Genomic DNA, 26197 nt, shown 5'->3' on the forward strand with positions numbered 1-26197 from the left:
CGTGCGCGGCGCCGCCGCGCACGCCCCCGGAAACGACGCGGGCGCCCCACCGGAGTGGGGCGCCCGCCAACGCACAGGATGCGCGACTTAGCCGAAGCGGCCGGTCACGTAGTCCTGGGTCTGGTTGTTGCTCGGGTTCTCGAAGATGGTGCGAGTGTCGTCGAACTCGATGAGCTTGCCCGGCTTGCCGGTACCCGCAATGTTGAAGAAGCCGGTCTTGTCGCTGACGCGAGTGGCCTGCTGCATGTTGTGGGTCACGATCACGATCGTGTAGTCGGTCTTGAGCTCGTGAATGAGGTCTTCGATCGCGAGCGTCGAGATCGGGTCGAGGGCCGAGCAGGGCTCGTCCATCAGCAGCACATCGGGCTTCACCGCGATCGCGCGGGCGATGCACAGACGCTGCTGCTGACCACCCGAGAGGCCGCCACCAGGAGCGTCGAGACGGTCCTTGACCTCTTCCCAGAGGTTCGCGCCGCGCAGCGACTTCTCGACGAGCTCGGTCGCCTCCTTGTTGCCAATGCGCTTGTTGTTGAGGCGCACACCGGCGAGCACGTTCTCACGAATCGACATCGTGGGGAACGGGTTCGCGCGCTGGAACACCATGCCCACCTGGCGGCGCACGTTCACCGGGTCAACGCCCGTGCCGTAGAGGTCGTCGCCGTCGAGAAGCACCTCCCCGTCAACCCAAGCCTTGGGAATGACCTCGTGCATGCGGTTGAGGGTGCGGAGCACGGTCGACTTACCGCAACCCGACGGGCCGATGAAGGCGGTGACGCTCTTCGGCTCGATGGTCATGTTGACACCCTCGACAGCCTTGAACTTGTCGTAGTAGATGTCCAGGTCCTTGATTTCAATACGCTTCGACACTGTGAAAGATCCTTTGTTTCGAAGTTAAGCCCGACGACCTAGCGGTCCTTCTTGGGCGAGAAGTAGTAGCTGATGACGCGGCCGATGACGTTGAGCACGACCACGATGAGCAGCAGCGCGAGGGCGCCCGCCCACGAGAGCATCTCGGCCTCGTCACCGGTGAACTTCCACTGCTGGAACACGAGCGTCGGCAGCGTCGACATGGCGCCCTGGAACGGGTTCAGGTTCATGTTGATCGTCATACCGGCAGCAACCATCAGGGGAGCGGTCTCACCGATCACGCGGGCGATGGCCAGTAGCACACCGGTCACGAGACCACCGAGGCAGGTAGGAAGCACAACCTTGACGATCGTGCGCCACTTCGTCACACCGAGGGCGTAGGAGGCCTCGCGGAGGTCCATCGGCACGAGGCGAATCATCTCTTCAGCCGAGCGCACGACGGTCGGGATCATCAGCACCATGAGCGCGATCGAGCCAACGAAACCGCTCTTGATCGTGGTGATGTCACCGCCTGCCAGCTGCGTGAACAGCATGAACAGCGCGAAGGCGAACAGACCGGCGACGATCGAGGGAATACCCGTCATCACGTCGACGAAGAAGTTGAGCAGCTTGCTCAGCCAGTTGCCGCGCCCGTACTCGACGAGGTAGATCGCCGTGAAGATACCGATCGGCACCGACATGAGCGTCGTGAGGCCGGTGATCCAGAGCGTACCGATGATCGAGTTAAGCGCGCCTCGCTGGCCGGGCACCGCGGCGTCGCGAGTCCAGAAGTTGGCTTGGAGCAGGCCCGGGATACCGTTCACGAGGAGCGTGAAGATCAGCGAGAGCAGCGGGATCATCGCGATGACGAACGCCACCGTGAGCAGGCCCGACACGAAGCGGTTCGTGGCCTGGCGGGGACCCTCAACCTGGCGCGAGATGAAGTACACGCCGAGCAGGTAGACCAGGCCAGCGAGCGCGAGCCACGCGCCCCAGTTGAAGTTGAGCGTGAGCTTGCCGGTCTGCTCGGTGAAGATGAAGAGCGGGTCACCGCTCATGAGCCAGAGCAGACCGAAGATGATGGTCGAGATGACGAGTGCGCCAACGGCGATCAGACCGACCTGGCCACCCGAGAGGTGGCCGGCGGTAAGGGCGTTCTTGGCGCGACCCTTCGACGGGGCCGCAGGAGTTGTCGTGGTAGTAGACATGAACTGTTCCTCTCTACTTCTTCACGTTGCGGCTGATGATCCAGCGGCCGATCGAGTTCACGATCAGCGTGATCGCGAACAGGACAAGGCCACCGGCGATGAGCGTCGACGAGTTCTGGCCGTGCGCCTCGGGGAAGTTGAGGGCGATGGATGCGGCGATGGTGGTCGGGTTCTCGGAGGTGAGCAGCTTGAACGTCACCGCGCCCGTCGCCGACAGCACCATCGTGATGGCCATCGTTTCACCGAGCGCTCGACCGAGGGCGAGGATCGCGGAGGCGAACATACCCGAGGATGCGTAGGGGAAGACCGCCTGCTTCACCATCTCCCAGCGGGTCGCGCCGAGGGCGAGCGAGGCCTCCTCGTGCAGACGGGGGGTCTGCAGGAAGATCTCGCGGCTGAGCGACGTCATGATCGGGAGGATCATGATCGCGAGCACGATCGCGGCGGTAAGCATGTTCTTGCCGGTTGGCGTCGGGTTGCCCGCGAAGAGGGGAATCCAGCCGAGGTAGTTGCTGAGCCACGTGTAGAGCGGGCCGGCGATCGGCGCGAACACCAGGATGCCCCAGAGACCGAAGATGACCGAGGGGATCGCGGCGAGCATGTCAATGATGAAGCCGAGGGCGCCGGTGAGCTTGCGGCTCGCGAAGTGGCTGATGAAGAGGGCCACCGCGACGCCGACCGGGAACGCCATGATCATCGCGAGCAGCGACGCCCAGACGGTGCCGAACACGAGCGGGGCGATGTAGCCGAGGAAGCCGCCGTTCTGGCGGAGCGAGTCGGCCGAGTCTTCGGCGACCGGGGTGGTGATGGCCGGCAGGCCCTGGATCAGCAGGAAGAAGAACACTGCGGCCAGGATCGCCAGAATGAGCGCGCCGGAAGTGGTGGAAATGGTCTCGAAAACGGTGTCGCCAACGCGTCGGACCGCTTTGGCGCGAGCCGGAGGCGTCGGGGTCGCCGTGTCAGTGGTGGTCATCTGACGTGCCTTCCTCAGTGAAACGTGGGGGTGAGGTAAGTCTCAAGGTCGGGGGGCGCTTCTACGCAGTAAGTGCCCGGTACCGGCATAATGCACGGCACCGGGCACCTTACTTCACTGCGAGAAACGCAGTAGGAGTACTACTGGATCGCGTCAATCGCGGTCTGGGCCTCGCTGCGGATCTCGTCCGAGATCGGGGCGTTGCCGGCAACCGAAGCCGCGGCGTCCTGCGCCTCAGGGGTGATGACGTAGTTGAAGTAGGCCTTCACGAGCTCGCCCTTGGCGTCGTCCTGGTAGTCGGCGCAGCCGATGAGGTACGACACGAGAACAATCGGGTAGGCACCCTCAACGCCGGTGTAGTCGAGCGCGTAGGCGAGGTCGGTCGCGGCGCGGCCCTCCTCGAGCGACGAGCCAGCAACAACCTGCGCGGCAGCCTCGGGGCTGTACGGCACGAACTCCGAACCCGACTTGATCGCAGCGGTCTGCAGGTCGGTCGCAGCCGAAGCGTCGAGGTAACCGATGGTGCCCTCACCAGCAGCAACGGCCTCAGCAACACCAGCGGTCTGGTTCGCGGCCTCGCCACCAAGGTCGGCCGGGAAGTCGTCCTCGTCGCCGTAGGTCCAGGTGTCGGGAGCGGCCTCGGTGAGGTACGCGGTGAAGTTACCGGTGGTACCCGACTTGTCGCCACGGTGCACAGCGGTGATGGTGGTGTCGGGGAGGTCGACGCCCTCGTTGATCGCGGCGATGGCTGGGTCGTTCCAGGTGGTGACCTCGCCCGCGTAAATCTTGGCGATGGTCTCGGCGTCAAGGTTGAGGCCGTCGACGCCCGGAAGGTTGTACGCCACCGCGATCGGCGAGATGTAGGCGGGGAACTCGACGAGGTCGGTGCCGTCGGCGCAGAGCGGGAAGGTGCTCTCTTCGATCTCGTCGGTCTTGTAGGCGCGGTCCGAACCGATGAAGTCCGACGAGCCAGCGACGAAGTTCTCGCGGCCGGTGCCCGAACCAGTGGCCTCGTAGTTGACGGTGACGCCAGACTCGATGCCCTGGAAGCCGGGAACCCAAGCGTTGAGCTGAGCCTGCTCCTGCGAGCTCGCGCCCGTCGCGTTGAGGCTGCCCGAGAGCGAGCCGCCGCCGGCAGCTGCGGTCGAGTCCGCGCCGCTGGTCGAGTCGGTACCTGCGTCGCCGCCAGCGCAGCCGGCAAGAGCGAGCGCGGCAATTGCGGTCATGGCGACCGATGCGCCAACACGCGAAAGCTTCATTGAGTTTCCTCCATAAGAAACGTATTTGGTTTCGAACCTGTTCGGGTTCGTGAACCGAAACTATGCGTGGGCGGTAACGTACTTGCAGCGGAAATATGAACGCGCGGTGAACGATCCCTGGTGGCCGTGACAAATGAATGCAATCTGTCATTGATGCGTACGCAACATGAATCGGGGCTGATCACGGCGCGAATTTCGCGCGGCTAGGGATGCGCAGCCGGCCCAGGCGTGTTAGATGCGCGGGCCCTGAGTTTCGACCGCGACGAGGCCGCGTTCGGTGCCCTCGGCGGGCACGTGTAGCAGCGTGAACTCGGCGGTCGAGAGCATCGCATAGCGCGACAGCGGCGCCGGTTCGTTGCCGCAGGCGCGTGCGACGGAGCGCACGATGTCGGGCATGACGGGGGAGTGGCTGCAGATAACTACGGTGCTCGGCTCGGCGAGGGCCGACAGGACGACCTCGTCGACGTCGCCGTCGCCCGGGCCTGCCGACTGCGAGATCGCTCGCTCGCTTGAGGGGACAAGCCCGAGCGTGCTGGCGACGGGGCTCACGGTCGTGAGGCAGCGCACGGCCGTCGACGACACGATGCGCTTCGGTCCGTACGCCTCGAGGATGTCCGCGACCTGCTCGGCCTGCTCTTGGCCGCGCGAGGTGAGCGGCCGCGATTCGTCGTTGCCGGGCCACGACAGGGGCGGCACCGCCTGCGCGTGCCGCAGCGCGATTACGGCAAAGGTGCGCGCCGTGCCGGCCTTGATGCGCTCGTGCAGCACCGCGAGGAGCTCTTTGTCACGACCGTAGGTGAGGTGCTTGCTCGCCTTCTTCAGGCCCATCCACTCGAGCTTGTCGACCTCGTCGTTCGGCACGAACTCGTTGCGCGCGACCTCCTCAGCAGGCACTTCGGCGGCCCAGTAGTGGACCTCCTTCGGCCGCCCGCTCGGCAGCGTGTACTCGATCGAGCCGAGCGGCGCATCCAAGGTCACCCGAAAGCCGGTCTCCTCGCGAATCTCGCGCACCGCAGTCTCGGGCAGCGTCTCGCCCGGGTCAACCTTGCCCTTCGGGAACGAGTAGTCGCCGTGGCGGTCGCGGTGAATCACGAGCACCCGCGGCTTCTCACCGTCCATGTGCCAGAGGATGGCGCCGGCGGCATAGACGGTGTCGTCACGAAGTGCGGTGGTCATCGACGAGGTGCTCCAGAGAATCGATCAGGATGCGCGGGCTCGGCCGCGCGGGGACGCTTCCGAATGCTAACGCAGGGTGTGGCGCATCGGACGCGCTTGGATGCGGCGCATCAGCTCGTCGTGGAGCTGGGGCAGCCGGCGACCATTCTCGTCGACGCTGCGGCGCACCCACTCGCCGCTCGACTCGAGCGTCCACGTCGAGTAGTCGTTCGACATGCCCATGTCGAAGAAGTCCTCGAGTTCCTTGACGTGGTGCGGGTCGGCGAGGCGAACCAGCGCCTCGATGCGGCGGTCGAGGTTGCGGTGCATCATGTCGGCCGAACCGATGTACGTCTGCGTGTCGCCACCGTTGTGGAACGTGAAGATACGCGAGTGCTCGAGATAGCGGCCGACGACCGAGCGCACCTGGATGGTCTCGCTGAGGCCGGGCACGCCCGGGCGGATGCCGCAGATGCCGCGCACGTAGATGTCAACGGGCACGCCGGCCTGCGAGGCCGCGTAGAGCGCGTCGATGATCTCCTCGTCGATTATCGAGTTCACCTTGATGCGGATGCGGCTCTCCTCGCCGCGCAGTGCGGCCTGGCGCTCGCGGTCGATGAGGTCGAGCAGGCCCTTGCGCAGGTGGAGCGGCGCGACGAGCAGGCGCTTGAAGTCGCGCTCGATCGCGTAGCCCGAGAGCTGGTTGAACAGGCGGGTCACGTCACCCGAGACCTCGGGGTCGCAGGTGAACAGGCCGAGGTCCTCGTAGATGCGCGAGGTCTTCGGGTTGTAGTTGCCCGTGCCGATGTGGTTGTAGGCGCGCAGCTTGCCGTCTTCGCGGCGCAGCACCTGCAGGAGCTTGCAGTGGGTCTTGAGGCCGACGAGGCCGTAGACGACGTGCACGCCCGCCTTCTCGAGCTTGCGGGCCCAGACGATATTGTTCTGCTCGTCGAAGCGCGCCTTGATCTCGACGAGGGCGAGCACCTGCTTGCCCGACTCGGCCGCCTTGATGAGCGCCGCGACGATCGGCGAGTCACCCGAGGTGCGGTAGAGCGTCTGCTTGATCGCGAGCACATCCGGGTCGGAGGCGGCCTGCTCGATGAACTCGACCACGCTGGTCGAGAACGATTCGTACGGGTGGTGCACCAGCACATCCCGCTCGGCGATCGCCCGGAACACGTCGGGCGACTCGTCGGAGTCAGAGGTGCGGAACGCGGGGTGCGTCACCGGCACGTGCGTCGAGAATTTGAGGTCGGGGCGGTTGATGCCGCCGAGCGCGAAGAGCGAGGTGAGGTCAAGCGGGCTCGGCAGCACCGTGACGGCTTCGTCGTCGACGTCGAGCTCGTCCTTGAGCAGGTCGAGCGTCTCGTCGTCCATGTCCTCCGACACCTCGAGGCGGATCGGCGGGCCGAAGCGGCGACGCAGCAGCTCCTTCTCGAGCGCCTGGAGGAGGTTCTCGGTCTCGTCCTCCTCGATCGTCACGTCCTCGTTGCGGGTGACGCGGAACGCGTGGTGGTCGAGCACCTCCATGCCGGGGAAGAGGGCGTCGAGGTGCTGCGCGATGAGGTCCTCGAGCAGGATGTACCAGGTCTCGCCTTCGGGCGCGTCGAGCGGGTAGAGGCGCGGGAGCATCGGCGGCACCTTGAGGCGCGCGAACTCGGCCTTGCCCGCCGTCGGGTTCTGCACGCGCACCGAGAGGTTGAGCGAGAGGCCCGAGATGTACGGGAACGGGTGGGCCGGGTCGACCGCCAGCGGCATCAGCACGGGGAAGATCTCGGTGCCGAACACCTCGGTGAGCTTCGCCTGCTGCTCGGCGCTGAGGTCGTTCCAGGCGAGGATGTGGATGCCCTCCGCGGCGAGCGCGGGCCGGATCGAGTCGCGGAAGTGCTCGGCGTGGCGCACCTGGAGGTCGCGCGCGGCGGCGCGGATGGTCGCGAGCTCCTGGCGCGGCGGCACACCCGCGGGGGTGGGCACCGCGAGGCCGGTGTCGATGCGGCGCTTCAAACCCGCGACGCGCACCATGAACCACTCGTCGAGGTTCGAGGGGAAGATCGCCATGAAGTTCGTGCGCTCAAGGAGCGGCACGTTGGCGTCTTCGCCGAGCTCGAGGACCCGCTGGTTGAACGCGAGCCAGCTCGTCTCGCGGTCGATGTAGCGGTCGAGGCCGATCGTGTCGTTCGTCACGGGAGTTCCGGTGTCCATAAGACGCATCTTTCCTAGTGCCGGTAAACGGTGGGTAATGGAGCGGGCGAGCGCCCAGGGGTGGTCGGAGGCTCGGCGGTTAGCGGTATTGCACGTCGAGCGAGCGCGGCGTGAAGCCGAGCTTGCGGTACAGCTCGACGGCGCGCTCGTTGTCGCCGTCAACGTAGAGCACTGCGGCGTCGGCGCCGGTCTCCCGCAAACGGGCGAGGCCCGCCTGCATAAGCGCCTTACCGAAGCCGGTGCCCGCGGCCTCGGGGGCCACGCCGACGACGTAGATTTCGGCCTCATCGTCGGTCACCTTGAGCCAGTTGTAGCCGAGCAGAATGCCGCCCGCGCCCTCGAGCACGAGGAAGTTGTCGGCCGAGAACCACGGCTGCGCGATGCGGTCGGCGAGGTCGTCGCGGGTGATCGAGCCCTGCTCGGGGTGGTCGCGGAAGACGCGAGCGTTGAGCTCGACCCAAGCGTTTGCATCCGCCTCCTCGTTGAAGGGGCGGATGCGCACGCCCGACGGCAGCTGTGCTGGCGCCGTCTCGTCTTCGGTGAGCGGCCGCTCGAGCACGTAGAGGCGGCGGGTCGCGGTGAGGCCGGATTTCTGCGCGAGCTGTTGGGCCTGCGGCAGGTCGCCGTGGGCCCAGAACACGCTCGGGCCGGCCGAGCGGATGCGGTCGACGAGTTCGTGGCCGAGACCGAGCCCGCGCGCAGTCGGGGCCACGGCCAGCTCGGCCTCGATCGTGCCGTCGTCGAGCGCGTGCGTCAGCGCGAGGGCATCGATGTCGCCGCTGTCGCCGCGGATGACGCGGGCCTCGCGTTCGGCTGGATTGAGCATCGTGGCCTCGTTGAAGGGGGCGACCCCATCGGCCGACGTGACGAGAGCGCTGAACTCTTCGAATTCGGCGCCCAGATCTGCTGCGGTGAGGTGAGGTGAGGCCATTGCTTCACTGTACTGGGCGCGGGTGACGCGTGCGGGTGAGCGTTTCATGTGGCGGGCGGGGAGTCGTATTTCGGTGAGAAGCACTGGGGCTGATGGTTGCTACGCGCTTGCGGATGGGCGGTGCGTAGACTGTGGCGCATGTCCGATGCGCCCACGCCACGAGAAGCCGACGCGCGCCCCGAATCGCGGGCGTCGCGGCTGCGCATCGTGGCGGTGTGGGCCGTGGCCGTGGTGGCCGCCGTGCTCGTGGGCGTGCTCGCGTCGCCGGAGCGGCAGCTCACCTGGGTGCCGATCGCGATGCTCCTGCTGCTGTTCTTCACCGCGATCATGCAGCTCGTCGAGGGCCAGCCCGAGGGCTTCATTCACCGCTTCGCGCTGAGTCTGACCGGCGCCGGGGTGGTCATGGCGATCGCGTCATTCGTCTTCGTGCTGATGGGTGCGCACGCGACCGTTCTCAACCCGTAGCTGCGCGCGTCGTTGGCCGCGCGTGCTGCCGGCTGGTGCATCCGGGCGGTGCTGCTCCCGCGCATCCGATGCATTCGTGCGTTGCTGTTCCCGTGCATCCGGATGTTGCTGTTCCGACGCATCCGACCGGATCTGTCCCACCACAACAGGGTGTTCCGGCAAGCAACGCACGCACGGTGCAGTTTTCTAACTTTGATGCGGTTTTCGCGGCTTTGGATGCGCGGGCCGGGATGCGCGGCGGGCTCGGCGGATGCGCTGGCATGGAATCGCGCTCGGAAACGACCGTGCAGCGCGCGCTAGCGCCAGTGCGCTAACGCCGGGCGACCCAACACCGCGCGCGCCGACCCCTACGCGAGTGGGCGGAGCGCCGCCGCGACGCGATGCTCGATCGACTCCGGCCCGATGCCGAGCGCCTGCATGTCACGCAGGAACGCGACGGTCAGCTCCAATGCGCGCGCCTCGTCGACTGCGGTGAGCTCACGCTCGGCGACGTGCGTGCCGTTGCGGCCCGCAGTCACGACGTGGCCGTCGACCTCGAGCTCGCGGTACGCGCGCGCCACCGTGTTTGCGGCCAGGCCAATCTCGCTCGCGAGCGCGCGCACAGACGGCAGGCGGTCGCCGGGGGCGAGCCGCCCATCCGCAATCGCCGCGACCACCTGCATCCGCAGCTGTTCGTACGGCGGCGCGGGGGACGACTCGTCGATTCCTTCGAAGGCGATCGTCATCGAAGCGGCCCGCCGCTACTTCTTGACCGGCGGCTCGCCGAGTTCAATGTCGCGTACTTCGAGCACCGCGCCCTCCGCGAACGCGACGTCGTCGGCCGCGCCCTCGGTGAACGAGAACGACTCGATGCGACCCACCGCGGCGATGTCTCCCGCGGCGCCCTCGAGCAGCGACAGCACGCTCGCACCATCGCCGCCCGGCTTCGTCACGAACGTCGCCTGCAGCATCGGGGTCTTCTGCGAGACCTTCGCGGCGGTCTTCGCCCCGCGAATCGAGGTCAGCGCGGCCGACGCGAGGTCGAGCATCCGCGGCTCGCCGTCGCCGGCCGCCGCAAGCTCCTCGACGGTCGGCCAGGCGGCCTCGTGCACCGAGCCCTCGTTCGACCACGACCACACCTCTTCGGTCGCGAACGGGATGAACGGGGCGAGCAGGCGCAGCAGCACGTCGACCGCGAGGCGCATCGCCGCCACGGCCGAGCGCTGACCCTCGGGGGTGGCGCCGCCGTAGGCACGCTCCTTCGCAAGCTCGAGGTAGTCGTCGCAGAACGACCAGAAGAACGACTCGGTCACCTCGAGCGCCCGAGCATGGTTGAACGCGTCGAACGCGACGGTCGCCTGGGCGACCACGTCGCGCAGCTGCGCGAGCATCGCCCGGTCGAGCGGGTTCGTCACATCGGCCTCACCGGCGTCGCCGGCCTCGTAGCCGAGCACAAGCTTCGCGGCGTTGAGCACCTTGATCGCGAGGCGGCGGCCGATCTTGATCTGCGTCGGGCGCTGCGGGTCGAAGGCCGCGTCGGTGCCGAGGCGGCTCGATGCTGCCCAGTAGCGAACCGCATCCGAGCCGTGCTCGTTGAGCAGGCCCTTCGGCGTCACCACATTGCCCTTCGACTTCGACATCNCTTGCGGTCGGGGTCGACAATGAAGCCGCTGATGGTCGCGTTGTCCCAGGGCAGGCGGTCGTCCTCGAGCAGCGAGCGCAGCAGCGTCGAGAACAGCCACGTGCGAATGATGTCCTGGCCCTGCGGGCGCACCGAGAACGGCGCGACGAGGTTCCAGAGCTCGTCATCGCGCATCCAACCACCGGCGAGCTGCGGCGTGAGCGAGGAGGTCATCCACGTGTCCATCACGTCGAGCTCGCCCTCGAAGCCGCCAGCCTGGCCGCGCTGCGATGCGTCGAACCCGTTCGGCGCATCCGTCGACGGGTCGACCGGCAGCTGCTCGGGGGCGGGCACGATCGGCTGGTCGTACTGCGTCACGCCGTCGGCGTCGATCGGGTACCAGACCGGAATCGGCACGCCGAAGTAGCGCTGGCGCGAGATGANCCGAGAGTCCCTCGACCCAGTTGAGGTAGCGCACGCGCATGAACTCGGGCCAGAACTCGAGCTGCTCACCGAACTGCAGCAGCTTCGCGCGCAGTTCGTCGTCGTTCGCGCCGTTCTTCACGTACCACTGGCGCGTCGACACGATCTCGAGGGGCTTGTCGCCCTTCTCAAAGAACTTCACGGGGTGTGAGATCTTGTTCGGCTCGCCGATGAGCTCGCCCGACTCGCCGAGCGCCTCGACGACGGCCTGCTTCGCGCTGAACACGGTCTTGCCGGCCATGGTCGCGTAGGCCTCGCGGCCGCGCTCGCTCATGATCACCTCGGGGGCGTCGGCGAGGATGCGACCGTCTTCGCCGAGAATCGAGCGGTTCGGCAGGCGCAGCTCGCGCCACCAGATGACGTCGGTGAGGTCACCGAAGGTACAGATCATCGCGATGCCCGAGCCCTTGTCGGGCTGTGCGAGCGGATGCGCGAGCACCGGCACCTCGACGTCGAACAGCGGCGTGCGCACCGTGCTGCCGAACAGCGGCTGGTAGCGCTCGTCGTCGGGATGCGCGACGAGGGCGACGCACGCGGGCAGCAGCTCGGGGCGGGTCGTCTCGATGAACACGTCGCCGTCGGCGCCGTGGAACGCGAGGCGGTGGTAGGCGCCCGGCTGCTCGCGGTCCTCAAGCTCGGCCTGCGCGACGGCAGTGCGGAACGTGATGTCCCAGAGCGTCGGCGCCATGTCCTGGTACGCCTCGCCGCGCTCGATGTTGCGCACGAACGCGAGCTGCGAGATGCGGCGCGCGTCGTCGTCGATCGTGCGGTACGTCTGGTTCCAGTCGACCGAGAGGCCGAGCTGGCGCCAAAGTTCTTCGAAGGCGCGCTCGTCCTCTTCCGAAAGCTTCAGGCAGAGCTCGATGAAGTTCTGGCGCGAGATCGGCTGCTGGTCAGCGGCCTTGATGCTCTTGCCGTCACCGCCCTCGTGCGGCGGCACGAAGCCTTCGACGTACGGCAGCGACGGGTCACAGCGCACGCCGTAGTAGTTCTGGACGCGGCGCTCGGTCGGCAGGCCGTTGTCGTCCCAACCCATCGGATAGAACACGCGCTTGCCGCGCATGCGCTGGTAGCGCGCCACCACATCCGTGTGCGTGTAGGAGAACACGTGGCCGATGTGCAGCGAACCGGATGCGGTGGGCGGGGGAGTGTCGACCGAGTAGACCTGCTCGCGGGTCGCACCGTCGCGTCGGAACGCGTAGGTGCCCTGTGCATTCCAGGCGTCACCCCACTTCTGCTCGAGACCTTCGAGGGCGGGGCGGTCCGGGATGTTCGCGGGCGTGGCCGTCATTCGTGCTCCGATCACTATGGGCGGCACCGAGTCTGGGGTGCCTGCTGTAGGTGTGCCCAAGTCTACCGGCGCGGCGCCGCGCTTGGGCCCCGCGCGGGCTAGGCTCAAGTCAAAGCGCAACGATGCGCGCGCATCCTTTCTGTCAGGAGCTCTCATGTCAGATCCACGAACCCTCCGCACCCGGAGTTCTTTGCAACGTGCGGTCGTCGAGCTCGCGTCGGCACAGGACCCGAGTTCGGTCACCGTCGCATCGCTCACGCAGACCGCTGGCATCAACCGTGCGACCTTCTACGACCACTACGACTCGCCGCAGGAGGTGCTGCTCGAGGTGCTGCGCGACGACCTCGACCGGACCCGCCAGCACGATCTCGAGCTGCGCGACGCGGTGAACGGCCCGCACGGCGGCAACTTTCGCGTGACGATGAGTGAGGTGCTCGACCACGTGCGGCGGTTTCTTCCGGTGTATGAGCAGTCGGTGCGCAGCCCCGTCGACTCGACGCTGACGCGCGCCGTGAGCTCGCACTTCGTCGAGTCGATTCGCGGCATTCTCGCTCGGCAGGATGCGCTGCCGAAGGGCGTGGATGCGGAGATCGCGGCCGCGTGCATCGGCAACGCCGTGCTCGGCGGCATCGGCGTGTGGCTGCACCGGCAAGACCTGTCGGATGCGGAATTCGCCGACGCCGTCGCGGCCTGCCTGCCCGCGTGGTGGCACGAGCTGCGGTAGCTGCGTCATGGTGTCTCTGCGTGATCTCAATCCCAGGTGACAGTCGACGCGACCAACGCTCAAGCCGAAACCGCAAGCTGAGGGTTCCCCGAGTTTCCGCATCACCTGTTGGTTAGGTGACGCGTGTCGAATAGTGTCATGAAACATCGTTTATGTTTCCGGGCGTCAACGACGACGCCGAGGCATAGGCAGTTCAGAGTGCAAAGGAGCTCTCAAATGAAGGCAGCGGTGCTCAATGGGGTCGGCCAGGACTTCGTCATCGAAGACATCGACATCGCCGATCCGATCGGTCGCGAAGTGCTCATCGACGTGAAGACGTGCGGACTGTGCCACAGTGACGCGCACATTCGCGACCACGACTTCGGCTTCCCGATGCCGACGGTGCTCGGTCACGAGCTCGCCGGCGTCGTCACGAAGGTTGGCTCCGACGTCAACGAAATCGCGGCTGGCGACCACGTCGTCGGCTGCCTCGTCTCGTTCTGCGGTCACTGCCGCAGGTGCGCGCCGGGCAAGCCGTACGAGTGCGAGCATCCCGAAGAAACCCGCCGCGGCGAGGGCGAGGCACCGCGCCTCAGCCGTAACGGCGAGACCGTCACCCAGTTCTCGGAGCTCTCGGGCTTCGCCGAGCAGGCACTCGCGCACGAGAACTGCGTCGTGCGCGTCACGAAGGACATCCCGTTCGAGAAGGCGTGCCTGCTCGGGTGCGGCGTCGTCACTGGCGCGGGCGCGGCGATCAACACCGCCGAGGTGCGCGTTGGCGACACCGTCGCGGTTATCGGATGCGGTGGCGTCGGCCTCAACGCCGTGCAGGGCGCGCGTCTCGCCGGCGCGCACAAGATCATCGCGATCGACCTGCAGCCCGAGAAGCTCGAGCTCGCGAAGACGTTCGGCGCGACGCACACGATCAACCCGAACGAGGTCGACGACGTCGTCGCGGCCGTGCAAGAAATCACCGAGACGAGCGGCGTCGACCACGCCTTCGAGGTTATTGGCCTGAAGCCCACCGCCGAGCAGGCCATTGAGATCCTCGGCGTCGGCGGCGGCGCCTACCAGATCGGCATGATCCCGATCGGCAAGCAGCTCGAGATCGACCCCTTCGTCGACATCCTCATGCAGCAGCGCAAATACCAGGGTGTCTACATGGGTTCGGCGAGCCCGAAGCGCGACATTCCACTCTACGCCGACCTCTACCAGCAGGGCCGCTTCAACCTCGACGACCTCGTCTCGAAGACGATCCGTCTCGAGGACATCAACGCCGGGTACGCCGAGCTCGAGTGCGGCAAGATCGCGCGCAGCGTGATCGTCTTCGACTAGGCGCCCGTGTCTCGCAGCAGCGGCCGGGATGTGCCACTCGGGCATCCGCCCCCGCTCGATTTCGTCGGAGACTAAGCTCGACGCGTGAGTAAGCGATCTGTCACCGACGAATCTGCCACCCCCGCCGCCAGCCCGGCGCCAGCATCCGGCACCCCCGGCTGGCTCGAGCACATCTTCAACTTCTCGGGCCGCGGCACGACCATGGGCCGCGAGCTGCGCGGCGGCCTGGTGACCTTCGTCACCATCTCGTACATCCTCGTGCTCAATCCGCTCGTGCTCGGCGGCGCCGCCTCGGCCGACGTCGAGGGCGGCGTGCTCGACTCGATTCAGGTCGCGTCGACGACCGCGCTCGCGGCCGGCCTGCTCACCATCGTGTTCGGCTTCGTCGCGAACCTGCCGTTCGCGCTCGCGGCCGGCCTTGGCATCAACTCGTTCCTCGCGGTGTCGATGGTGCAGCAAATCACCTGGCCCGAGGCGATGGGTCTCGTGCTGCTCAACGGTGTCGTCATCGTGATTCTCGGGGCGACCGGCGCCCGCACGGCGATCTTCAACGCGGTGCCCGCGGGCCTGAAGTCGGCGATCACCGTCGGCATCGGCATGTTCATCGCCTTCGTCGGCCTCGTGAACTCGGGCTTCGTCACCCGCACCGAGGGTGGCCCGCCCGTGCAGCTCGGCCTCTCGGGTTCGATCTCGACAATCCCGACGCTCGTCTTCATCGTCACGCTGCTCATCATGGCCGTGCTGCTCATCCGCAAGGTGCCGGGCGCAATCCTCATCGGCATCGTCGTCGGCACCCTGCTGGCGCTCGGTGCTGAGGCGCTCTGGAACCTCGGCGCATCCGGCACCGACAACCCCGGCGGCTGGCACCTCACCGTGCCGAGCCTGCCCGAGCAGCTCATCGCCGTGCCCGACCTCAGCCTCGTCGGCGCGTTTGACCCGGTCGGCGCCTTCACGCGCCTCGGCCCGGTCGCGGCCCTGATGCTGCTGCTCACGCTCGTCTTCATGAACTTCTTCGACGCGATGGGCGCCATGACCGGCCTCGCGCGCAACGCCGGGCTCGCGCGCGCCGACGGCACGTTCCCGCGCATCCGCCACGCGTTCATCATTGAGGGCTTCGGCGCCGTCGTCGGTGGCGCGACGTCGAGTTCGTCGAACACGATCTTCGTCGACTCGGCCTCGGGCATCGGCGAGGGCGCCCGCACGGGTTTCGCCTCGGTCGTCACGGGCGCACTCTTCCTCATCGCGATGTTCTTCACGCCGCTCGCGGTCATCGTGCCGATGGAGGTCGGCTCGGCCGCGCTGGTCATCGTCGGCGCGATGATGATGGTGCAGGTCGCCGACATCGACTGGCAGGACTTCTCGATCGCGCTGCCCGCGTTCCTCACCGTCATCGCGATGCCGCTGACCTACTCGATTGCGAACGGCATCGGCGTCGGCTTTATCGCCTTCGTCGTCGTGAACGCGTTCGCAGGCAAGATCCGCCAGATCCACTGGCTGCTCTGGATAGTCGCTGCCGGCTTCGTTATCTACTTCGCGCGCACGCCGATCGAGGCGCTGCTCGGTTAACCGCCGGCAAACGGCCCAGCCCGCGAGGCGGGCGGGTGCAGGGATGTGCGACGCGTTACCGCAAGTTTGCCCGGTGTACATATCCTGAGAACCATGCGAACTCTGATCGGTTACGCGACCGGGCTCGGCATCGTCATTGCGCTGGCGGGAATGCCGCTCACCGCGATCGGTCTCGCCGAAGGTACTGGTGAGCGCATCCGCTCGATCTCGGTCACCGAGTTCTTCAACCCGCAGATGTACCTCGGCGGCGGCCCCGCCCTGCCGACCTGGCTCACCATCGCGGCCGTCGTTGTCGCCCTTATCCTCACCGCCAACAACAGCACGTCGGCCGAGCGGCCGAAGTCGGCCTGGGTGCTGATTACCTACCTCGTCGCCGCGCTCACGGTGTGTTTCCCCGCCGTCATGCTGTTCGGGGTGGCCCGCGACCGCGAACTTGTTGCCAAGGTTGAGGGGGAGTAGGGGCGCATGGCAGTCCACCGCCGCAGATTCAACGGATACCCGGGACTCGGGAACTTTTCGCGCGCCTCGCGCATCCAATTCCCAGATCGCGTCACGACGGCGCGGACGCACCACCCCCGAACCCGAGGAAGCATCATGGGCGAAGTTGACTACGAGTACTGCGAAGAACTCGTCGTCGCCATCCCGATGGCGGCACTCACCTGGTACCCCCCGATTGACGTGAGCGACGAGGCCACGCGCTTCTTCGCGTAGCGCGAGCGCCCACCCGTCTCACCCCGCCCCGCCCCGCGCCGCAACGACGCGCGCCGCATCCACCGTCCCTGCCTTCGGGCCCGCTTCTCTCCGGCCGCCCGCTGTGCCAAGACAGCACTCCATGACCGAAGGCGCATCCNCGCGTTACGGTCAGCCATTAGCCGTAGGCCGCTAATGGCTCGCCTCAACGCTCATCACGACCCGCGAACCCCGAACCAGACCACACAAAAAAATCCCACCCGGCAGCCGAGGCTGCGCAGGTGGGATTCTTCGTTGTGGTGACTAGTTGGCGAAGCCGGCGCGCACCTTGCTGAGCTGCTCGTGCAGCTGCGCGGGCACACGGTCGCCGATCGACGCGAAGTACTCGTCGGTCTTGCGCAGCTCTTCGACCCAGCCCGCGGTCGGTACATCGAAGAGCGCCTGCAGCTGCTCGTCGCTCACGTCGAGGCCGCTCACGTCGATGTCGGAAGTCTCGGGGAGGAGACCGATCGGCGTCTCGACCGGGGTGACCGTGCCCTCGAGGATCTCGATGGCCCACTTGATGGCGCGAATGTTCTCGCCGAAGCCCGGCCAGAGGAAGCTGCCGTCCTGGTCGCGGCGGAACCAGTTGACCTGGAAGATCGCGGGCGCCTTGTCGCCGAGCGTCTCGCCCATCTCAAGCCAGTGCGCCCAGTAGTCGCCCATGTGGTAGCCGGTGAAGGGCTGCATGGCGAACGGGTCGCGGCGCAGCACACCAACGGGGCCCTCGGCCGCGGCGGTCTGCTCGCTGCCGAGCGTCGCGCCGAGGAAGCAACCGTGCTCCCAGCTCTTCGAGCGGTAGACGAGCGGCACGTTGGTGCGGCGGCGGCCACCGAAGAGGATGATGTCGACGGGCACGCCGTCGGCGGCCTCCCAGTCGGGCGAGATGGTCGGGCACTGCTCGGCGCGCACCGTGAAGCGCGCGTTCGGGTGCGCGGCGGGCAGGTCGGATGCGGGGGTCCAGCCGTTGCCCTGCCAGTCGGTGAGGTGCGCGGGCACTTCGTCGGTCATGCCCTCCCACCACACGTCGCCGTCGTCGGTGAGCGCGACGTTCGTGAAGATCGCGTTCTTGCTGATCGTCTCCATCGCGACCGGGTTCGTCGACCAGCCGGTGCCGGGGGCGACGCCGAAGAAGCCGAACTCGGGGTTGATCGCGTTGAGGCGGCCGTCGTCGCCGGGGCGCATCCAGACGATGTCGTCGCCGATGGTCTCGACCTTCCAACCGTCGAGCTTCGGGCGCATCATGGCGAGGTTCGTCTTGCCGGTGGCCGACGGGAACGCACCCGAGATGGTGTACTTCTTACCCTCGGGGCTCGTGGCCTGAATGAGCAGCATGTGCTCGGCCATCCAGCCCTCGTCGCGGGCCATCACCGAGGCGATGCGCAGCGCGAAGCACTTCTTGCCGAGCAGCGCGTTGCCGCCGTAGCCCGAGCCGTACGAGATGATCTCGAGGTCGTCGGGGAAGTGGGTGATGTACTTCGTGTCGTTGCAGGGCCACGCGACGTCGTCGCGCTCGACGCCGTCGGCGCTGACGAGCGGGTAGCCGACGGTGTGCAGGGCCTTGACCCATTCAGCATCGGGCTTGATGTAGCTGAGTGCCTCGGTGCCCGAGCGGGTCATGAGTGCCATCGACAGCACAACGTACGGCGAGTCGGTGATCTCAACGCCGTACTGCGTGATCTTGCCGCCGAGCGGGCCCATTGCGAAGGGCACGACGTACATCGTGCGGCCGCGCATCGAGCCGTCGAGCAGGCCATCGAGCTCGGCGCGCATCTCGGCGGGTGCGCGCCAGTTGTTCGTGGGGCCGGCGTCCTCTTCCTTCTCGGAGCAGATGAACGTGCGGCTCTCGACGCGGGCGACGTCCGCAGCGTCGGAGCGCGCGAGGTACGAGTTCGGGCGCAGCTCCGGGTTGAGCTTGATCAGCACGCCCTGTTCGACGAGCTCCGCGGCGATGCGGTCATACTCCTCTTGCGAACCATCCGCCCAAACGACGCGGTCGGGCTTTGCGAGCTCGGCGACCTTCACCACCCATTCGTTGACCTCTGGGTTGGCCGACAGCTGTTCAATGTCAGCGGCGGTGACTGGCGCATGGGTCGTCATGGCAAAGCAACTTTCATTTGGCCGATTGGGGCTCTTTCACCTGATGGCCTCAGCTATCCCGACTATGGGCGCGAGGCACGGGGCGAAGGTTGTTCAAATCAGTATTGCACGCATATCGCACACAAGAGTTGGCGGGCGGGCCAAGGATAACTACGTTCTGTCGTAGTTTTTCGACGAGGCCTCGAAGCCGAGCAGACGGCGCGTGGCCCGATGTTTCGGGGCTGAAAACAAACCGCTGGTGGGGCCTGATTCAACAACCGAGCCCGCCTCGACGACCGCGACACGGTCAGCGATTTCGCCCACAACGTCGAGATCGTGCGAGATGAACACGACGCTAAGTTGTCTGGATTCTTGCACGCGCCGCAATAAATCGAGCACCTGCCGACGAACCGTCGCGTCGAGCGCCGATACCGCCTCGTCGCAAATGAGCACCTCGGGGTCGGCCGCGAGGGCCCGCGCGATCGCGAGCCGCTGGCGCTCTCCGCCCGACATGCGGCTCGGGCGCACGCCGAGGTGCTGAGCGCCGAGCCCGACCTCCTCGAGCATCCGCACCAACTCGTCGTGCTGGGCACCGACGCGGCGCGAGCGGCCTCGGCTGTGCGCATCCGCGAGAATCTGCCCGGCGCGCAGCCGCGGGTCGAAGCTCGCGAGGGGATCCTGCGACACGAGGCCGATGCGGTGGCGCTCGGGCCGGCGGGTCCGCTCGCTCGCGGGCTGCCACCTGAACTCGCCCAGGAGGATGCGCGCATCGGCTCGCTCGGGCGGCTCGAGTGCGAGCAACTCGCGGGCGAGGGTCGACTTTCCCGAGCCCGAGGCGCCGACGATGCCGAGCGTCTCGCCGCGATGCAGCTCGAGGTCGTCGACGTCGAGCGCGGTGAAGCGGCTGCCGTCGGGGCGCGCATAGCTGCGAGCGAGGTGTTCGGCGCGCAGTACGAGCTCTGTCGAAGCGTCCGGGCGAGCCTCGGGCGGCCGGGGCAGCGCCTCGACGAGGGCGCGGGCCGGCGGCGTCTCGGGGGCGGTGAGGATGCGCGCGGTCGGCCCGGTCTCGACCATCTCGCCCGCGTCGATCACCGCGACGCGCTCGCAGAGCAGCTGCACCGAGGCGAGGTCGTGTGAGACGAAGAGGATGCCCATGCCCGCGTCGGCGAGCTCGCGCAGCAGGGCGAGGAGCTCGCGGCGCGCGCTCGCGTCGAGCGCGGTCGTCGGCTCGTCGGCGATGAGCAGCTCGGGCTCGTGGGCGATCGCGGTCGCGATGAGGGCGCGCTGTCGCTGGCCGCCCGAGAGCTGCACGGCGCGCTGGCGCAGCCGCACCTCGGGTTCGGGCAGGCCGACGCGGCGCAGCANTTCGAGGGAGCGTTCGTGCACGGCGGCGCGGCTGAGGCGGCGGTCGTGGGTGGTGATTGCGGTGGCGAGCTCGGCGCCGATCGTGCGCGCGGGGTCGAGCGAGCCGAGCGCATCCTGCAGCACGAGCCCGACGCGACGGCCGCGCAGGCGCTGCCAGCCGGCCTCGCGCAGCTCGAGCAGATCGGTGTCGCCGAGCCGCAGCCGCTCGGCCGTGACGCGCGCGTCGGGCGCCGACGAGGTGACGAGCCCGAGCAAGGCCTTTGCGGTGAGCGACTTGCCCGAGCCCGACGCGCCGATGAGGCCGAGCGCCTCGCCGGGCGCGATGCGCAGGTCGATTCCTCGCACGACCTCGCGGGCGTCGGTGCCGCGGCCGAAGCCGATGCGCAGGCCCTGAACTTCGAGCGTCATCGCGGCCTCCTCGACTCGGCCTCGACACACCGGCCAAAGCGGCGCAGCGGGCCCTGAACTTGAAGCGTCATCGCGATCTCCTCGCCTCGGCCTCGACAAATCGGCCGAGCAGCGTGCCGGTGACGGCGACGAGCGCGATCGCGGCGCCAGGGAACACCGACATCCACCAGCCACCGGCGGGCAGATACGTCGCTCCGGCGTTGAGCATGGCGCCCCACTCGGCGCTCGGCGGGGGATCGCCGAGGCCCAAGTAGCTCAGCGCGGCAGCCCAGACGACGGCCTGGCCGATGCCGAGTGTCGCGAGCGCAAACAGCGGCGCGAACGCGTTCGGTAGCACGGTGTGCCACAGCCGCCAGCCCCAGCTTCGTCCGAGAATCCGGTCGGCGTCGACGTAGCCCGACTCGCGCACGCGCAGCAGCTGCGAGCGGAGCATCCGGGCATAGCCGGGCGCGGTCGCGAGGCCGACGGCGATCGTCGCGGGCACGACGCCGGGCCCGGTGAGCGAGAGCAGCAGCAGCGCGAGCAGGATGCCCGGCAGCGCGTAGAGCGTCTCGACGAGCCGCGTCGAGAGCCAGTCGCCGACGCGACCGCCGAACGCCGCGACAAGCGCGAGGAGGGTGCCGAGTGCGAGGCCAATCACGGTCGCGACGACGCCGATCGTGAGCGAGCGGGCCGCGCCGTGCACAACGCGGGTATAGATGTCGCGACCCGACTCGTCGGTGCCGAACGGATGCGCGAGGCTCGGGGCCTGATACGCCTGCGCCGGGTCGATGTCGAGCGGGCTGCCCGGCGCGAGCAGCTGCGGCGCGAGGGCCGCGACGACGTACCAGGCGACGACGATGAGGCAGAGCAGAATGCCGGCGCGCATACCGCGGCCGGATGCACGCAGCCGCTGGGCGGGCAGCGACGCGGTGATCGGTGGCACGGTCATGCGCGGGCCTCCTTCGCCGGCGGCAACACGGCTCGCTCGAGCACGTCGGTGGCGAGCGTCACGACGACATAGGCGACCGCGACGACGATGAGCACGCCCTGCACCATTGGCACGTCGCGCGCGAGCACCGCGTCGACGAGCGCGCGGCCGAGACCGGGGCGCGCGAAGAGCTGCTCGACGACAACGGCACCCGACACGAGCGAGCCGAAGGCCCAGCCGGTGAGGCCGATCGCGGGTACCGCCGCGCGCCGCAGCAGGTGGCGCAAAAACACGCCGGCCCGGGTCTCGCCGCGGGCCCGCGCCGCGAGCACGTAGGGCTCCTCGAGCGTCGCCACCAGGGCATCCCGCATGACCTGCGCGAGGTAGCCGCCGAGCGGCAGCGCGAGCGTGAGGGCGGGCACGATGAGGCCGCCGAAGCCGGGGCCCGAGATCGCGACCGGCAGGCCCAGGCCGGTGGCGAGCAACGAAATAAGGAGCGCGCCGAGCCAGAAGTGGGGGAGCGCCGAGGCGATGATGCCGATGAAGTCGGCGGCGAGCGCCGAGCCGCGGCCGCCGCGCACCGACCACCAGGCGAGGCCGAGCGCGAAGACCCAGCCGAGCACGAGCGCGAGCGACGCGAGGGCGAGGGTGCCGGGCACGAGCTGGCCGACGATGTCGGCGACGTCGCGGTGCAACCGGTAGCTCTCGCCGAGGTCGCCGCGCAGCAGCTGGCCGAGGTAGTGCAGGTACTGCTGCCCGAGCGGCAGGTCGAGGCCGAAGTCGGCGCGCGCCTGCGCGATCGCCTCCTCGGACGCGTTCGAGCCGGGGCCGCCGAGAATCGCGGTGACCGGGTCGCCGGGCACGGCGCGCACCGCGAAGAACGTGAAGGTGACGACCGCCCAGACGACGACCGCGGCCGCGACGAGCCGGCCGGCGACCCGCAGGCCGAGGCGCCGCCACGAACGCCCCGTCGGCGGCACCCGGGTGGGCGCCGCCGACGGGGCGGCGGTGGTGACGGTCACGAGCTACGAGGCGATGACGACGTTCGTGAACGTGACGAGGTTGAGCGACGGGTCGAGGCGGAAGCCCTGCACCGCGTCGCGGTAGGCGAACTGCACCGTCTGGTCGTAGAGCGGCACGACGTAGTAGTTCGCGACGAGGTACGCCTGCACCTGCGCGTAGAGCTCGGCGCGGGCGGTTTCATCGGTCGTCGAGCCGGCTTCGTCGAGCATTGCGTCGATGTCGGGGTCGGCGAGTCCGGTGTTGTTCGCATGGTAGCCACTCGGCGCGGGGGTGTTGCCGTCGGAGTGGTACACGATGCGCAGCACGTCGGCCGACGACTTCGAGTACGGCGCGATGATCGCGTCGAAGTCCCACTCGCCGCTCGCGGCGTACCAAGAAGAGATGTCGAGCTGTTCGATCTGCACGTCGAAGCCGATCTTCGCGGCCGACGCGGCGATCTGCTCGACGAGCGAGACCTCGGCCGGAATCGACTGGTTTGTCGAGAGCGGGAAGCTGACGGTGAGCGGTTCGCCGTCCTTGAGGCGAATGCCATCGTCGTTGCGCTCGGTGTAGCCGGCCTCGTCGAGCAGCTCGTTCGCCCGGTCGGGGTCGGCCGCGAGCACGGCCGAGAAGTCGGTGCCGTCGTACGACTCGACCGCCTCGGGCAGCGCCGACGAGAGCGGCGAGTAGGCGCGGTCGAGCGTGCCGAAGTAGAGCGACTCGACGGCCGCATCGATGTCGGTCGACACCGCGAACGCCTCGCGCACCTTCGGGTCGTCGAACGGCGCGCGGGTCGAGTTGAGCTCGATGCGCGCGGTCGTGCCGGGGCGCGCCGCGACGACGGTTTCGTAGCCCGCCTCGTCGCTGAGCTGGCTCAGGGTGTCGGGCTGCACCTGGTCGATCACGTCGACTTGGCCCGCCTGCAGGGCGGCGGCGCGGGTCGCGGCGTCGGGGATGAACCGCCACTCGAGGCGCTCGAGGCGCGAGCCCTCGTCGGGCAGAATCTCGCCCGGCATGTTCGCCTGGTGCGTCTCGTTGCGCACGAGCGTCACCTGGTTCTGGCGCTCCCACGAGTCGACCTTGAAGTAGCCGGTGCCGATCGGGTCCTCGCAGTTCGCGTCCTGCCCGCGCTCGAGGCCGGCGGGCGACATGATCGCGAGCCAGGTCTGGGCGAGGGATGCGGTGAGCGCCGAGTCGGGGGTGTTGAGGCGGAACTCGACGGTCGAGTCGTCGGTCGCGACGATCTCGTCGACCTTCGCGAGGGCGAGGATGCCCGTCGACGAGGCCGTGTCGGGGTCGCGCACGTGCTCCATGTTCGCCACCACGGCATCCGCGTCGAACGGCGTGCCGTCGGAGAACTCGATGCCCTGCTTCAGCGGCACCGTGAGCGTGAGGCCGTCGTCGCTCAGCGAGGACGACTCGGCGAGCCAGGGCACGATGTCGCCGTTATCGTCGCGGGCGAAGAGCGACTCGAGCACCTGGTGGCCAAGCTCGGCCTGAGGCCAGTTGCCGCCGACGTGTGGGTCGAGGCAATCGGGCTCCGACTGGCCGGTCGCGTAGACAAGGGTGGTGGTAGCGGCTTGTGCGGAGCAGGCGGCGAGGGGCGCAAGAAGCGCGAGACCCGTAGCCACGGCGAGCGCACGCCGAAGAGGAGCAGGCATAGCTCCCAGCCTAGCTGTTTGTAGACCGTGTTTAGAAACGGCGGGTTGCGCGCAGAGCGTTAGAACCGGCAGTAGTCGACGAGGTCGTTGATGCGGTCTTCCACCGCATCCGCGCCGTCGGCGATCTGGTCGAACTCGAGCAGAATCGTGCCGTTGTCCATCACCCGCTCGATCGTGTCGACGAGGTCCTCGCCCTCGACCGCAACCTCGTTGAGCATCCCCTCGAGTTCGACGTCCTCGGCAACATTGCGGAGGTCCTTGATGTAGCCGATCGCGACGCGCATGCGGTCGAGCGTCGCGTACGGATCGTCGCCGAAGTTCTGCGCCGCCTCCGAGACGATCTGGTTCGCGTAGGCGAGATCGCTCTCGATGGTCGCGCACGAGACCGAGGTCGGCGCGGGGTGCGTGTTCGTCGGCAGAACGGTGCCGCCGTCGACGACGCCGGTGGGCGGTGAGACATTGCAGCCAACGAGCAGCGTGGCGGTCGCGGCGAGGGTGGCGACGACAGTGAGGGTGCGGCGAGACGAAATCATTGCTCCCTATCTTCCTATGCCGCCGAGCCGCAGTAGTCGCTGACGGCGGTGACGGCGTCGCCAACCTCCTGCGCCTGCTGCTGCAGTTCGCCAAGATCGCTCAGCCCCGAGCCACTCGACACGCTCGACACGAGCTCGCCGATCGCGGTCTCGACCGCCTCCATGCGCGTGCGCAGCTCGGGATCGGTCGTGCTGTCGGTGAGCTGGGTGACGCGCTCGGAGAGCTGCTGGAGCTCAGCAATGAATCCCTGCGGGTCGGTCAGCGCCGACTCGGCCGCCGTGCTGAGGTCGGAGCCGATGCGCTCGAGCTCGCTGCCGATGTTCGCGCAGGTGATCTCGCTCGGAACCGCCTGCTGCGTCGTCTCGCGCTCGCCGCCCGACTCGGGGCCGACGGCGCCGCACGCCGTGAGGGCGAGGAGCGAGATGCCGACCGCGAGGCCGGTCAGCGCGCGGGAAACGCTGCGCATGGTATTCCTCCAAAAGTGATGCTGGTGCGCCCGATAGCATCGCATACGAACACGAGAGAACACGGAGTCATGCATGTCGCAGCGCAAGGGCCGCATCGGTCGTCCCGCGGCCTCGAGCCGCGTCACGCTCGAGGAGGCCGCGGGGGAACTCGCCCTCGAGCAGGGGTGGGACGCGATTTCAGTGAACGACATCGCGACGCGCGCCGGCGTAAGCCGCTCCTCGTTCTTTAACTACTTCACCGCGAAGTCTGACGTGCTCTGGTCGACCTTCGACGAGGCGGCGGACGCGGGCACCTCGCTCGTCGACGTCGTCGAGCGCCTGCAGGTCGCGGGCCCGCCGGCCGCGCTCACGCATGCCGAGGCGATGGGCGCGCAGAACGCCATCGCCGAGACGGCGCTGAGCCGCGCGCGCCGACTCGTGCGCCACATCGCACCGCACCCGCAGGACGCGGGCGAGCGCATCCGCGCCGAGATGGGCGCGCTTGGCGTCGTGCTCGTCGTCGTCGACTGGGCCGGCGACGGCGTCGCCCGCGGCGCGCTCGCCGAGCGCATGGATGCGGTGCTCGGCACCCAGTGGCGCGGCGAGTAGCGCGCGCGTCGGCGACGAGCGTCGGTGCGGTTGCAACGGCAGAGGTTGTGTCGACCGTCGGGGCTATTTCGACCGTCGGGCCTGTGCCGACTGTAGGGGCTGTGTCTACTGTAGGGAAAACTGCATTGGCGGCACCCACCCCGCCTCGTAGCGTTACGGGCATGAAGATCACCCCCGCGCGCCTGCTGCTGTCGGCAGGTCACCTCGTGCTCGAGGCCACCGTGGTGCTCGGCATGCTGTTCGCGGCGCTGGTGCTCGCGCAATCGGTGGGGTGGGCGATCGGCACGACGTTCGCGTACGTCGCGGCGACCCTCGTGTTGCTCGCGGTGATCGCGGTCGCCTCGCCCTGGGTGCTCGCTGGCGCGGCGCGAGTGCAGGAGCGCTTCGGACGCGAGACGTACGGCCTGGCCGTGCCCGAGCATCCGGTGCGNGCGGCG

General features: G+C 68.0%; 21 protein-coding genes and 1 pseudogene. 6 read left to right on the forward strand and 16 right to left on the reverse strand.

Features of this window, described 5'->3' with window-relative positions; genetic code table 11:
* Positions 1 to 87: 87 nt before the first annotated feature.
* The 7 genes from pstB to mshD all read right to left on the reverse strand — a co-directional run bounded on the left by pstB (position 88) and on the right by mshD (position 8574).
* The gene (gene pstB / locus ID132_RS06520) at positions 88 to 867 is read right to left on the reverse strand and encodes a phosphate ABC transporter ATP-binding protein PstB (RefSeq protein ID WP_193128154.1); all 780 of its coding nucleotides are present in this window, start codon (positions 865 to 867) and stop codon (positions 88 to 90) included.
* Positions 868 to 905: 38 nt separating this feature from the next.
* Complete coding sequence (pstA, locus tag ID132_RS06525; protein ID WP_125107094.1) at positions 906 to 2054, reverse strand: phosphate ABC transporter permease PstA; 1149 nt, start codon at positions 2052 to 2054, stop codon at positions 906 to 908.
* 13 nt (positions 2055 to 2067) lie between these two features.
* On the reverse strand, positions 2068 to 3027 hold the full coding sequence (pstC, locus tag ID132_RS06530) for a phosphate ABC transporter permease subunit PstC (RefSeq protein WP_125107095.1): 960 nt from the start codon (positions 3025 to 3027) through the stop codon (positions 2068 to 2070).
* Positions 3028 to 3167: 140 nt separating this feature from the next.
* The gene (gene pstS, locus ID132_RS06535; protein ID WP_125107096.1) at positions 3168 to 4286 is read right to left on the reverse strand and encodes a phosphate ABC transporter substrate-binding protein PstS; all 1119 of its coding nucleotides are present in this window, start codon (positions 4284 to 4286) and stop codon (positions 3168 to 3170) included.
* A gap of 231 nt (positions 4287 to 4517) precedes the next feature.
* The gene (locus ID132_RS06540; protein ID WP_125107097.1) at positions 4518 to 5462 is read right to left on the reverse strand and encodes an NUDIX hydrolase; all 945 of its coding nucleotides are present in this window, start codon (positions 5460 to 5462) and stop codon (positions 4518 to 4520) included.
* Between the two features lie 66 nt (positions 5463 to 5528).
* Positions 5529 to 7643 carry an RNA degradosome polyphosphate kinase gene (locus ID132_RS06545; RefSeq protein ID WP_125107098.1) on the reverse strand — a complete coding sequence of 705 codons (2115 nt, stop codon included), beginning with the start codon at positions 7641 to 7643 and terminating at the stop codon, positions 5529 to 5531.
* Positions 7644 to 7722: 79 nt separating this feature from the next.
* A complete protein-coding gene (gene mshD, locus ID132_RS06550; RefSeq protein WP_164509759.1) occupies positions 7723 to 8574 on the reverse strand; it encodes a mycothiol synthase in 852 nt (283 codons plus the stop codon).
* A gap of 138 nt (positions 8575 to 8712) precedes the next feature.
* On the opposite strand from mshD, the gene ID132_RS06555 reads away from it, so the two are divergent.
* On the forward strand, positions 8713 to 9039 hold the full coding sequence (locus ID132_RS06555; RefSeq protein ID WP_125107100.1) for a hypothetical protein: 327 nt from the start codon (positions 8713 to 8715) through the stop codon (positions 9037 to 9039).
* Positions 9040 to 9386: 347 nt separating this feature from the next.
* Here the strand turns inward: ID132_RS06555 and ID132_RS06560 are convergent, their stop codons facing one another.
* Entirely contained in the window at positions 9387 to 9764 is a 378-nt protein-coding gene (locus tag ID132_RS06560; protein WP_125107101.1) for a GntR family transcriptional regulator, read from the reverse strand.
* 15 nt (positions 9765 to 9779) lie between these two features.
* Positions 9780 to 12413: pseudogene (gene valS, locus ID132_RS06565) on the reverse strand (valine--tRNA ligase).
* A gap of 154 nt (positions 12414 to 12567) precedes the next feature.
* Here valS and ID132_RS06570 point away from each other — a divergent pair.
* The 4 genes from ID132_RS06570 (at position 12568) to ID132_RS06585 (ending at position 16476) form a co-directional block, all read left to right on the forward strand.
* Entirely contained in the window at positions 12568 to 13137 is a 570-nt protein-coding gene (locus ID132_RS06570) for a TetR/AcrR family transcriptional regulator (protein ID WP_193128155.1), read from the forward strand.
* A 216-nt stretch (positions 13138 to 13353) separates the two neighbouring features.
* Complete coding sequence (locus ID132_RS06575) at positions 13354 to 14451, forward strand: Zn-dependent alcohol dehydrogenase (protein WP_193128156.1); 1098 nt, start codon at positions 13354 to 13356, stop codon at positions 14449 to 14451.
* Positions 14452 to 14535: 84 nt separating this feature from the next.
* Positions 14536 to 16017: an NCS2 family permease gene (locus ID132_RS06580; RefSeq protein WP_125107105.1), complete on the forward strand. Its 1482-nt coding sequence runs from the start codon at positions 14536 to 14538 to the stop codon at positions 16015 to 16017.
* A gap of 93 nt (positions 16018 to 16110) precedes the next feature.
* A complete protein-coding gene (locus tag ID132_RS06585; RefSeq protein ID WP_125107106.1) occupies positions 16111 to 16476 on the forward strand; it encodes a hypothetical protein in 366 nt (121 codons plus the stop codon).
* 534 nt (positions 16477 to 17010) lie between these two features.
* On the opposite strand, the gene ID132_RS06590 is transcribed toward ID132_RS06585, so the two are convergent.
* The 7 genes from ID132_RS06590 to ID132_RS06620 all read right to left on the reverse strand — a co-directional run bounded on the left by ID132_RS06590 (position 17011) and on the right by ID132_RS06620 (position 25171).
* Positions 17011 to 18846, reverse strand: coding sequence for a phosphoenolpyruvate carboxykinase (GTP) (locus ID132_RS06590; RefSeq protein ID WP_125107107.1), 1836 nt, complete (start codon positions 18844 to 18846; stop codon positions 17011 to 17013).
* 150 nt (positions 18847 to 18996) lie between these two features.
* Positions 18997 to 20598: an ATP-binding cassette domain-containing protein gene (locus tag ID132_RS06595; protein WP_193128157.1), complete on the reverse strand. Its 1602-nt coding sequence runs from the start codon at positions 20596 to 20598 to the stop codon at positions 18997 to 18999.
* Between the two features lie 67 nt (positions 20599 to 20665).
* Positions 20666 to 21529 (reverse strand): ABC transporter permease, encoded by an 864-nt coding sequence (locus tag ID132_RS06600; RefSeq protein ID WP_125107109.1) that lies wholly within the window; start codon positions 21527 to 21529, stop codon positions 20666 to 20668.
* Positions 21526 to 22530, reverse strand: coding sequence for an ABC transporter permease (locus ID132_RS06605; protein ID WP_328743705.1), 1005 nt, complete (start codon positions 22528 to 22530; stop codon positions 21526 to 21528). Before ID132_RS06605 ends, ID132_RS06600 begins: the two co-directional genes overlap by 4 nt.
* 3 nt (positions 22531 to 22533) lie before the next feature.
* Complete coding sequence (locus ID132_RS06610) at positions 22534 to 24171, reverse strand: ABC transporter substrate-binding protein (RefSeq protein ID WP_193128158.1); 1638 nt, start codon at positions 24169 to 24171, stop codon at positions 22534 to 22536.
* A gap of 59 nt (positions 24172 to 24230) precedes the next feature.
* Positions 24231 to 24704 (reverse strand): hypothetical protein, encoded by a 474-nt coding sequence (locus ID132_RS06615; RefSeq protein WP_125107111.1) that lies wholly within the window; start codon positions 24702 to 24704, stop codon positions 24231 to 24233.
* 14 nt (positions 24705 to 24718) lie between these two features.
* Positions 24719 to 25171, reverse strand: a complete 453-nt coding sequence (locus ID132_RS06620) for a hypothetical protein (protein WP_193128159.1) — start codon at positions 25169 to 25171, stop codon at positions 24719 to 24721.
* Positions 25172 to 25244: 73 nt separating this feature from the next.
* On the opposite strand from ID132_RS06620, the gene ID132_RS06625 reads away from it, so the two are divergent.
* The gene (locus ID132_RS06625; protein ID WP_193128160.1) at positions 25245 to 25760 is read left to right on the forward strand and encodes a TetR/AcrR family transcriptional regulator; all 516 of its coding nucleotides are present in this window, start codon (positions 25245 to 25247) and stop codon (positions 25758 to 25760) included.
* The last annotated feature ends 437 nt before the right edge of the window (positions 25761 to 26197 follow it).

It is taken from the genome of Gulosibacter sediminis, assembly GCF_014904065.1.
Lineage (GTDB): Bacteria > Actinomycetota > Actinomycetes > Actinomycetales > Microbacteriaceae > Gulosibacter > Gulosibacter sediminis.